This window comes from Streptomyces virginiae (assembly GCF_000720455.1).
Classification (GTDB): Bacteria; Actinomycetota; Actinomycetes; order Streptomycetales; family Streptomycetaceae; genus Streptomyces; species Streptomyces virginiae.
This window is the reverse complement of record NZ_JOAK01000116.1, coordinates 1-266: the sequence shown is the minus strand read 5'-3', so window position 1 is coordinate 266 and position 266 is coordinate 1. Positions and strand designations below refer to the sequence as shown.

Annotated in this window: 1 pseudogene; it reads left to right on the top strand. The window is 67.7% G+C overall.

From position 1 onward, the window contains the following. Nucleotides 1-266 (top strand): annotated as a pseudogene (gene manB / locus IG86_RS0138195) (phosphomannomutase/phosphoglucomutase); the annotation flags it as partial.

Here is a 266-nt window from a genome sequence, read left to right as displayed (position 1 = left end):
AGTACAACGGGATCAAGATGTGCCGGGCGGGTGCGGCTCCGGTGGGTCAGGACACGGGTCTGTCGCAGATCCGGGTTCTGGTGGAGGGGTGGCTGGATGCGGGTGCCCCGGGCGTTCCTGCGGGTACGGTGCCGGGCACGGTGACAGAGCAGGACTCCCTGAAGGGTTATGCGGAGCACCTGCGGTCTTTGGTGGATCTGGCGTCGGTCCGTCCGCTGAAGGTGGTCGTGGACGCGGGCAACGGCATGGGCGGTCACACCGTTCCG